This window comes from Streptomyces sp. (assembly GCF_035563135.1).
GTDB lineage: Bacteria > Actinomycetota > Actinomycetes > Streptomycetales > Streptomycetaceae > Streptomyces.
This window is the reverse complement of sequence record NZ_DATMVN010000883.1, coordinates 1-9119: the sequence shown is the minus strand read 5'-3', so window position 1 is coordinate 9119 and position 9119 is coordinate 1. Positions and strand designations below refer to the sequence as shown.

General features: G+C 70.1%; 7 protein-coding genes and 1 pseudogene. 7 read left to right on the top strand and 1 reads right to left on the bottom strand.

Annotated elements, in window-relative coordinates:
• The coding region (locus VN520_RS39005; RefSeq protein ID WP_325751697.1) for a flavin monoamine oxidase family protein at positions 1-1731 on the top strand (1731 nt) is incomplete at its 5' end.
• Between the two features lie 57 nt (positions 1732-1788).
• Here the strand turns inward: VN520_RS39005 and VN520_RS39000 are convergent.
• Positions 1789-2586 carry an EI24 domain-containing protein gene (locus tag VN520_RS39000; RefSeq protein ID WP_325751696.1) on the bottom strand — a complete coding sequence of 266 codons (798 nt, stop codon included), beginning with the start codon at positions 2584-2586 and terminating at the stop codon, positions 1789-1791.
• Between the two features lie 166 nt (positions 2587-2752).
• On the opposite strand from VN520_RS39000, the gene VN520_RS38995 reads away from it, so the two are divergent.
• The 6 genes and pseudogenes from VN520_RS38995 to VN520_RS38970 all read left to right on the top strand — a co-directional run.
• The gene (locus tag VN520_RS38995) at positions 2753-3907 is read left to right on the top strand and encodes a mandelate racemase/muconate lactonizing enzyme family protein (protein ID WP_325751695.1); all 1155 of its coding nucleotides are present in this window, start codon (positions 2753-2755) and stop codon (positions 3905-3907) included.
• On the top strand, positions 3904-4923 hold the full coding sequence (locus VN520_RS38990; protein WP_325751694.1) for a zinc-dependent alcohol dehydrogenase: 1020 nt from the start codon (positions 3904-3906) through the stop codon (positions 4921-4923). Before VN520_RS38995 ends, VN520_RS38990 begins: the two co-directional genes overlap by 4 nt.
• Positions 4924-5045: 122 nt before the next feature.
• Entirely contained in the window at positions 5046-6020 is a 975-nt protein-coding gene (locus VN520_RS38985) for a hypothetical protein (RefSeq protein WP_325751693.1), read from the top strand.
• 138 nt (positions 6021-6158) lie between these two features.
• The gene (gene chvE, locus VN520_RS38980; protein ID WP_325751692.1) at positions 6159-7268 is read left to right on the top strand and encodes a multiple monosaccharide ABC transporter substrate-binding protein; all 1110 of its coding nucleotides are present in this window, start codon (positions 6159-6161) and stop codon (positions 7266-7268) included.
• 32 nt (positions 7269-7300) lie between these two features.
• Positions 7301-8851: a multiple monosaccharide ABC transporter ATP-binding protein gene (gene mmsA / locus VN520_RS38975; protein WP_325751691.1), complete on the top strand. Its 1551-nt coding sequence runs from the start codon at positions 7301-7303 to the stop codon at positions 8849-8851.
• Positions 8848-9119: pseudogene (locus VN520_RS38970) on the top strand (sugar ABC transporter permease); the annotation flags it as partial. The gene mmsA and the pseudogene VN520_RS38970, both read left to right, overlap by 4 nt.

Genomic DNA, 9119 nt, shown 5'->3' with positions numbered 1-9119 from the left:
CTCGTGCGTGACGGGAACGACCGTGACCTGGTGCCCCGTTACCGTGAGGTCCTGCTGGACAAGGGGCTGCCCCGCACCCGGGGCGCGCGCAAGAAGGTGCTGGTCGTCGGCGCGGGGCCGGCCGGGCTGACCGCGGCACGGCTGCTCCACGAGGCGGGCCACAAGGTCACCGTGATCGAGGCCAACGGCAACCGTGTCGGCGGCCGCATCAAGACCTTCCGGGCCGGCGGGCACGAGAAGTCGGACCCGCCCTTCGCCGACCCGAAGCAGTACGCCGAGGCCGGTGCGATGCGGATCCCGGACAGCCATCCGCTGGTCACCGGTCTGATGGCGCACCTCGGGCTGAAGACCCGCCGCTTCCACCTGGTCGACGTGGACGGGGAGGGGCGGCCCGCCAACCGCACCTGGATCCACGTCAACGGCGTCCGGATGCGCCGTGCCGACTACGCGGCGAAGCCGCAGGCGGTCAACCGGTCCTTCGGCGTGCCCGCGGCCCACGAGAACACCCCCGCCTCCCAGATCGTGCGGAACGCCTTCGCCCCCGTGCGCGAGGAGATCGAGGGCAAGGAGGGGACGGCCCTGGTCGAGGGCTGGGCCCGGATCCTCCAGCGGTACGGGCACTGGTCGATGTACCGGTACCTGACCGAGGCGGCCAAGCTCGACGAGCGCACCATCGATCTCATCGGCACCGTCGAGAACATGACCTCGCGCCTACATCTCGCCTTCCTGCACAGCTTCATCGGGGCTTCGCTGATCAGCCCCGCCACCTCCTTCTTCGAGCTGCCCGACGGCACCGCGACCCTGGCCGACGCGATGTACGCGCAGGTGAAGGGCCTGGTGCGCCTGGACCGCCGGGCCACCCGGATCAGCCACAGCAAGGACGGGGTGCGCGTCGAGACGGTCTCGGAGGGCCGGAACGGCCCCGTCGTCCGGGAGGCCTTCACCGGCGACCGGGCGATCATCACGGTGCCCTTCTCCGGGCTGCGGCACATCCCGGTGACGCCCGCGCTGTCGTACGGCAAGCGGCGGGCGGTCACCGAGGTCCACTACGACGCGGCGACCAAGGTGCTGCTCGAATTCAGCCTGCGCTGGTGGGAGTTCGACGAGGCGGACTGGAAGCGTGAGCTGGAGGCCGTGCGCCCCGGCCTGTACGACGCCTACCGGCTGGGCAGGGCCCCGGCCGACGGTTCGCTGCTGGGCGCGCACCCCTCCGTGCCGCGCGGCCACATCCCGCCCAACCAGCGGGTGCACTACGCCGCCTGCCGGGCCACCGCCCGCAACCAGCCGGAGGCGGCCCACGTCATCGGCGGCGGCTCGGTGACGGACAACGCCAACCGGTTCATGTACCAGCCCTCGCACCCGGTCGAGGGCAGCAGGGGCGGGGTCCTGCTCGCCTCGTACAGCTGGGCGGACGACGCCCTGAAGTGGGACTCGCTGGACGACGACGAGCGCTACCCGCGCACCCTGGGCGGGGTGCAGGACGTGTACGGGCAGCGCATCGAGGTGTTCTACACGGGCGTGGGCCGCACCCAGTCCTGGATGCGCGACCCGTACGCGTACGGCGAGGCGTCGGTGCTGCTGCCGGGCCAGCACACCGAGCTGTTCCCCGACATCCGCACCCCGGAGGGGCCGCTGCACTTCGCCGGCTGCCACACGTCCATCAAGCCGGCCTGGATCGAGGGCGCCCTGGAGTCCGCCGTCCGGACCGCGCTGGAGGTCCACGGCGCCTGACGGGCGGCAGGCCGCCGGGCCGTCCGGTCCGGCGGCCTCACCCGTCCCTCCCCGTCCTCACCCGTCCTTGCGCAGGGTGTGCGGCCCGTGCGCGGGAGCCGGGACCGGGGCCGGTGCGGGCGGCGGCGTCAGCTCGCGGGCCAGCAGGGTCGCCCCGGCGACGGCGCCCGGCATCAGGAACACGGCGACGAAGGGCACGAGGAAGGCCAGCGTGAGCGGGACCCCGAAGCCCAGGACCATCATGCGGCGGCCGCGCAGCAGCGCGAGCCGGTCCTTCAGGACCATGCCGCGGCGCTGGAGGGCGACGGAGGTGAGTTCCTCGGAGAGGAAGTAGCCGGAGACGCAGAAGCCGAGGACGGGGATCACGGTCTGCCCGATGACGGGGACGAACCCGAGGGCGAACAGCACCACCCCGTACAGCGCGACGCGCAGCAGGATGCGGACGGAGTCGCGCGCGGAGATCCACAGCTCGCGCCAGAGCGGCAGGCCCGATTCGGGGACCTCGCCGCCCTCGCTGCGGTCGACCTCCTCGGAGAGCGACTCGTAGAACGGCTGGCCCACCAGCAGGGTCACCGCGGTGAAGGTGATGACCACGAGGAACAGCCCGAACGCGAAGACCAGGGCGACCAGGGTGTTGCGCAGGAGCCCCAGCCAGGGCGAGGACCAGTCGTCGGCGAACGGGGTGGCCCAGGCGACGAAGTCGTCGGCGCCGTAGCCCAGTCCGACCAGGGCGCCCGCGTAGACGACGAGGGTGACGAGCGCGGGCAGCAGGCCGAAGCCGAACCACCGGCCGTGCCCGAAGGCCCAGCGCTGGCCCTTGATCAAGTAACCGAAACCCGCCCCGAGATCGCTCATGGCGCCAGCGTACCCAGACCGGACGGCGTCCGAGGGGGCGGCGTCGCCCCCTCCTCCACCGGCCGGTCTTACGCGAACCATTGACACGTCCCCCGGCCCGTCATTACGGTCACGCCAGCATTTCGAACGAGCGACGAAATACCGAACACGTGGAGAGGCAACACTCGTGCGCATCACCGGAATCAGCACGCATGTCGTCGGCACGCCGTGGCGCAACCTCACCTACGTCCAGGTCCACACCGATGAGGGCCTGACCGGCGTGGGCGAGACGCGGATGCTGGGCCGCACGGACGCCCTGCTCGGCTACCTGCGGGAGGCGTCGGTCAACCACATCACCGGCTCGGACCCGTTCGCGATCGAGGACCTCGTCGGCCGGATGAAGTACGGCGACTACGGGCGCGCCGGGGAGATCGTGATGTCCGGCATCGCGGTCATCGAGATGGCCTGCTGGGACATCAAGGGCAAGGCGCTCGGCGTCCCCGTCTGGCAGCTGCTGGGCGGGAAGGTCACCGACCGGGTGAAGGCCTACGCCAACGGTTGGTACACCACTGAGCGCACTCCGGAGGCGTACCACAAGGCGGCGCAGGGAGTCGTCGAGCGCGGTTACCGGGCCCTGAAGATCGACCCCTTCGGCACGGGGCACTTCGAGCTGGGCCAGGAGGAGACGCGTTACGCCGTGTCCCTCATCGAGGCCGTGCGGGACGCCATCGGGCCCGACACCGAGCTGATGCTGGAGATGCACGGCCGGTTCAGCCCGTCGACGGCGGTGCGGATCGCCCGTGAGATGGCGCCGTTCAAGCCCGCGTGGCTGGAGGAGCCGGTGCCGCCGGAGAACCTCAAGGCGCTGAGCAAGGTCGCGGACAAGGTCGACCTCCCGATCGCGACCGGGGAACGCATCCACGACCGCATCGAGTTCCGCGAGCTCTTCGAGTCCCAGGCCGTCGACATCATCCAGCCGGACGTCGGCCACATCGGCGGCATCCTGGAGACCCGCAAGCTCGCGGCGACCGCGGAGACCCACTACACGCTGATCGCCCCGCACAACGTGGGCGGTTCGGTGCTGACGGCGGCCAGCCTCCAGGTCGCGGGCTGCACCCCCAACTTCAAGATCCTGGAACACTTCAACGACTTCGCGGACGCGGACATCAAGAAGGTCGTCAAGGGCGCTCCGACGGTCGACCCGGCCACCGGCTGCTTCGAGCTCTCCGACGCCCCCGGCCTCGGCGTGGAGCTGGACGTGGACGCGGCGGCGGAATTCCCGCAGCAGCAGGCACGGTTCGACCTGTGGGCGGACGGCTGGGAGAAGAGGCAGCCCAAGTGACTTCCGTCTCCCGCTCGCTGACCGTCGACCGGCCGGGCAGTCACCGGCTGGACGAGGGTCCGCTCCCGGAGCCGGGGCCCGGCGAGGTCAGGGTGCGGGTGGCCGCTGCCGGGATCTGCATGAGCGACCGCGAGGTGTACGACGGCCACCGGGACCCCGCCTACGTGCGCTACCCCGTGGTACCGGGTCACGAGTGGTCGGGGACCGTCGACGCGGTGGGCGAGGGCGTGGACCCCGCGCTGACCGGACGGCGCACGGTCGCCGAGGGCTTCCGGGCGTGCGGGCGCTGCGAGCGGTGCCGGTACGGGGAGACCTCCCTGTGCACGGCGGGTTACGACGAGACGGGCTTCACCCGGCCCGGAGCGTTTGCCGACCACCTGGTGGTCCCGGCGCGGCTGCTGCACCCGCTGGCCGACGACGCGGACCTGCGGGCCGCGGCCCTGCTGGAGCCGGCCGCGGTGATCGCGGCGGCGGTACGGGCGGGGGCGCCCGAGCCGGGTGAGCGGATCGCCGTGCTGGGGGCGGGCACGCTCGGCCTGCTCGCGGTGCAGCTGCTGGCGGCGGTGTCGCCCGCGGAGCTCACCGTGATCGACCCGAGGCATGAACGCGCCACCCTGGCCCTGGGCTTCGGGGCGGACGAGGCCCGTGCGCCCAAGGAGGCCGAGGAGGTGCGGGGCCGCTACGACCTGGTCGTGGAGACCGCCGGAGCGCCGTCCACCGCGGCCGACGCGTGCCTGCTGGCGCGTCGCGGCGGGCGGGTGGTCCTGACCGGGATGTTCACCCCCGGCGCGACGGGCATCGACCCGGTGCACCTGTCGCTGAGCCAGCTCACCGTGCGCAGCGTCTTTGGCGCGCCCTCGGCCGCCTGGTCCTACGCGGTGCGGGCGTTCACGGCCGGGCTGCTCGATCCGGCTCCGCTGATCACCCACGAGTTCCCGCTGGAAGGGTTCGCCGAAGCCGTGGCACTGGTGGGCTCCGGGGATCCGGAGACCGGAAAGGTGCTGCTGCGGCCATGACGGCCCCGCCCTGATCCGTGCGCCGGCACGGCGGCGTCCTGACCGCCCCGTGCCGGCGTGCTCACCGGCGTACCCCCAAAGACCCGAATGTCGTCCGAAATACCGAACATGAAGGACCACTCGTGAACGCCACCCCTGTCTCTTCCGCCGGTGCCCGCCGCCCCGGCGACGCCGTACTCACCGCGCTCGGCCTCGGCCCCGCGCCCCTGTCCCCGGCGGACGCCTCGCCGCACTCCTTTCCCGACGGCGGGAGCTGGCGCACCGAGGTGCCGTCCGTGGAAGGACCGGAGGCCCTCGGTGTCGTGCTCAAGGAGTCCGCGAGGCTCGACGTCCCGGTGCACCGCATCAGCCAGGGCAGCGGGATCTGGATGCTGACCGACGCGGAGATCACCGAGATGGTGGAGGGCTGCGCCGAACGGGACATCGAACTCTGCCTGTTCACAGGGCCGCGCGGCACCTGGGACACCGGCGCCTCGGTCCGCACGGACTCCGGCGGCGCGGGGCTGCGCTCCCGCGGCCACGACGCCCTGGCCGGCTGCGTCGAGGACGCCCTGCGCGCCACCGGGCTGGGCGTGAAGTGCCTGCTGGTGGCGGACGAGGGCGTGCTGTGGACCCTGCACAGGCTGCGTGAGCGGGGCGTCCTGCCCGCGGACACCACCTTCAAGGTGTCGGCGCTCATCGGCCCGGTGAACCCGGCCTCCTACGCCGTGTTCGAGCAGCTCGGCGCCGACTCGATCAATGTCCCGTCCGACCTGACGCTCGCCCAGTTCACCGAGATCCGCCGGGTCTCGCGGGCCCCGATGGACCTCTACATCGAGGCGCCGGACGATCTCGGCGGTTATGTGCGGATGTACGAGGCCGCCGAGCTGATCCGGCGCGGCGCGCCGCTCTACCTGAAGTTCGGCCTGTCCAAGTCCCCCGGGATCTATCCGTACGGCCAGCACCTGCGGGAGCTGGCGCTGGCCACGGCGAAGGAGCGGGTGCGGCGCGGACGGCTCGCGCTGGACCTGCTCGCGCGGCACGGGGCGGACGGAGGCATGTCCCCGCTCGGCAGCCGGCTGCCGGGCCCGCTCAACCGGTTCGGGATCTCCTCATAACGTTCCGGAAACTTCGCTCCACAAAAGAAGACACAGCCGCGCACAATCCCACACACCTGTTCTCGGCCGCCCGCCCGCAGCTTTCGGGGTGTGCCGGCGCCACCGGAACGAGTCCGCCCCACATCAAGGATGATGACTATGCGCAACCGCAGAGCCGCACTCGCCGCCATGGCCTCCGCCGCCTCACTCGCCCTCACCCTGTCCGCCTGCGGTCAGAGCGGTGAGGGCGGCAGCGAGGAGGACAAGGGGGGCGCCGACGGCGCCACCATCGGCATCGCGATGCCGACGAAGTCCTCCGAGCGCTGGATCTCCGACGGCGCGAACGTCGTGAAGGAACTGAAGGCCAAGGGCTACGAGACCAAGCTCGCCTACGGCGAGGACGACCCGGACCAGCAGGTCTCGCAGATCGAGAACATGATCACGCAGGGTGTGGACGCCCTGATCGTCGCCGCGATCGACAACAAGTCCCTCAACAACGTGCTGCAGCAGGCCAAGGACGCCGACATCCCGGTGATCTCCTACGACCGGCTGATCCTCGGCACGGAGAACGTCGACTACTACGCCTCGTTCGACAACGAGAAGGTCGGCGAACTGCAGGGCACGTACATCGTGGACAAGCTCGGCCTGGGGGGCGGCAAGAAGGGCCCCTTCAGCATCGAGCTGTTCGCCGGTTCCAACGACGACAACAACACCAAGTACTTCTTCCAGGGCGCGATGAACGTCCTCAAGCCGTACGTGGACAAGGGCGAGCTGGTCGTCAGGTCCAAGCAGACCGCCCTCAACCAGGTCACCACCCTGCGCTGGGACGGCGGCACCGCGCAGAAGCGCATGGACGACCTGCTGACGTCCACCTACCGCAGCACCCGGGTCGACGCCGTGCTCTCGCCGTACGACGGCATCTCCATCGGCATCCTCTCCGCCCTGAAGTCGGACGGCTACGGCACCGCGGCCAAGCCGATGCCGGTCGTCACGGGCCAGGACGCGGAGCTCGCGTCCGTGAAGTCGATCATCGCGGGCGAGCAGACCCAGACCGTCTACAAGGACCTGCGCAAGCTCGCCAAGGTGGCCTCGAACATGGTCGACGCGGCCCTGAACGACAAGAAGCCCGAGACCAACGACACCAAGTCGTACGACAACGGTGTCAAGGTCGTCCCCGCCTACCTGCTGCAGCCGGTCAGCGTCGACAAGGCCAACTACGAGGAAGCCCTCGTCGCCGACGGCTACTACACCGAGAACGACCTCAAGTAACCGGGCCCCCTCAAGGATTGGAAGGCAAGACCATGGCGGGACCCGTCCTGGAAATGCGCTCGATCGTCAAGACCTTTCCCGGTGTCAAAGCGCTGTCGGACGTCACACTGGCCGTCCGCCGGGGCGAGGTCCACGCCATCTGCGGAGAGAACGGCGCCGGCAAGTCGACCCTGATGAAGGTGCTCTCAGGCGTCCATCCGCACGGCAGCTACGAAGGGGACATCCTCTTCGAGGGCGAGACCTGCCGGTTCAAGGACATCCGGGCGAGCGAACAGCACGGCATCGTGATCATCCACCAGGAGCTGGCGCTGGTGCCGTACCTCTCCATCGCGGAGAACATCTTCCTCGGCAACGAGCACGCCAAGCGCGGACTGATCAACTGGAACGACACCCTCAGGCACGCCGGCGAACTGCTGCGCCGGGTCGGCCTCGACGAGCACCCGGAGACCCGCGTCGCCGACATCGGTGTGGGCAAGCAGCAGCTGGTGGAGATCGCCAAGGCGCTGTCGAAGAAGGTGAAGCTGCTCATCCTCGACGAGCCGACGGCGGCGCTCAACGACGAGGACAGCGGCAAACTCCTCGACCTGATCCTCTCGTTGAAGGAACAGGGCATGACCTCGATCATCATCTCGCACAAGCTGAACGAGATCCGCCGGGTCGCCGACTCGGTCACGATCATCCGCGACGGGCGCTCCATCGAGACGCTCGACGTGAAGGCGGCGGGGACGACCGAGGACCGGATCATCAGCGGAATGGTCGGCCGCGACCTGGAGAACCGCTTCCCGGAGCGGACCCCGCACCACCCGGAGGAGGGGACCGCGCCCGCCCTGGAGATCCGCAACTGGACCGTGCACCACCCCATCGACCAGCAGCGCAAGGTCGTCGACGACGTCTCGGTCGAGGTGCGGCGGGGTGAGATCGTCGGTATCGCCGGGCTCATGGGCGCCGGCCGCACCGAGCTGGCGATGAGCGTCTTCGGCCGCTCCTACGGCCGCTACGCGGGCGGCACCGTCCTCAGGGACGGCACCGAGATCCGTACGAAGACCGTCCCCGAGGCGATCAGGCACGGCATCGCGTACGCCACCGAGGACCGCAAGTACTACGGCCTCAACCTCATCGACACCATCAACCGGAACATCTCGCTGACCGCGCTGGGCAAGGTCGCCAAGCGGGGCGTGGTCGACGAGCACGGGGAACGGCAGGTCGCCGAGGACTTCCGCACGTCCATGAACATCAAGGCGCCGACCGTCTTCGAGCCGGTGGGCAAGCTGTCCGGCGGCAACCAGCAGAAGGTCGTCCTCAGCAAGTGGATCTTCGCGGGTCCCGAGGTGCTGATCCTGGACGAGCCCACGCGCGGCATCGACGTGGGCGCCAAGTACGAGATCTACACGGTCATCGACCGGCTGGCCGCCGAGGGCAAGGCGGTCGTCTTCATCTCCTCCGAACTGCCGGAGCTGCTCGGCATGTGCGACCGCATCTACACGATGGCCGCGGGGCGGCTGACGGGTGAGTTCTCGCGGGCCGAGGCCTCGCAGGAAGCGCTGATGCGTCAGATGACGAAGGACAAAGAGGTAACCCGATGAGCACGGACGTGACCGCCAAGAACCCGGCCCCGGCGCCGCCCGGCAAGGGCGGTTCGGCCCCCGGCGGCGGCCTGTTGCAGCTGATGCTCGACGGCATGCGCCGCAACATGCGGCAGTACGGCATGCTGATCGCCCTCGGCCTGATCGTGGCGCTGTTCGCGGTGTGGACCGACGGCGACCTGCTGCTGCCCCGCAACGTCTCCAACCTGGTGCTGCAGAACAGCTACATCCTGATCCTCGCGATCGGCATGATGCTCGTCATCATCGC

Bases quoted from the DNA above. Each gene is read 5' to 3' on its own strand.
- VN520_RS39000 (WP_325751696.1), bottom strand. From the start codon at position 2,586: ATGAGCGATCTCGGGGCGGGTTTCGGTTACTTGATCAAGGGCCAGCGC.
- chvE (WP_325751692.1), top strand. From the start codon at position 6,159: ATGCGCAACCGCAGAGCCGCACTCGCCGCCATGGCCTCCGCCGCCTCA.
- mmsA (WP_325751691.1), top strand. From the start codon at position 7,301: ATGGCGGGACCCGTCCTGGAAATGCGCTCGATCGTCAAGACCTTTCCC.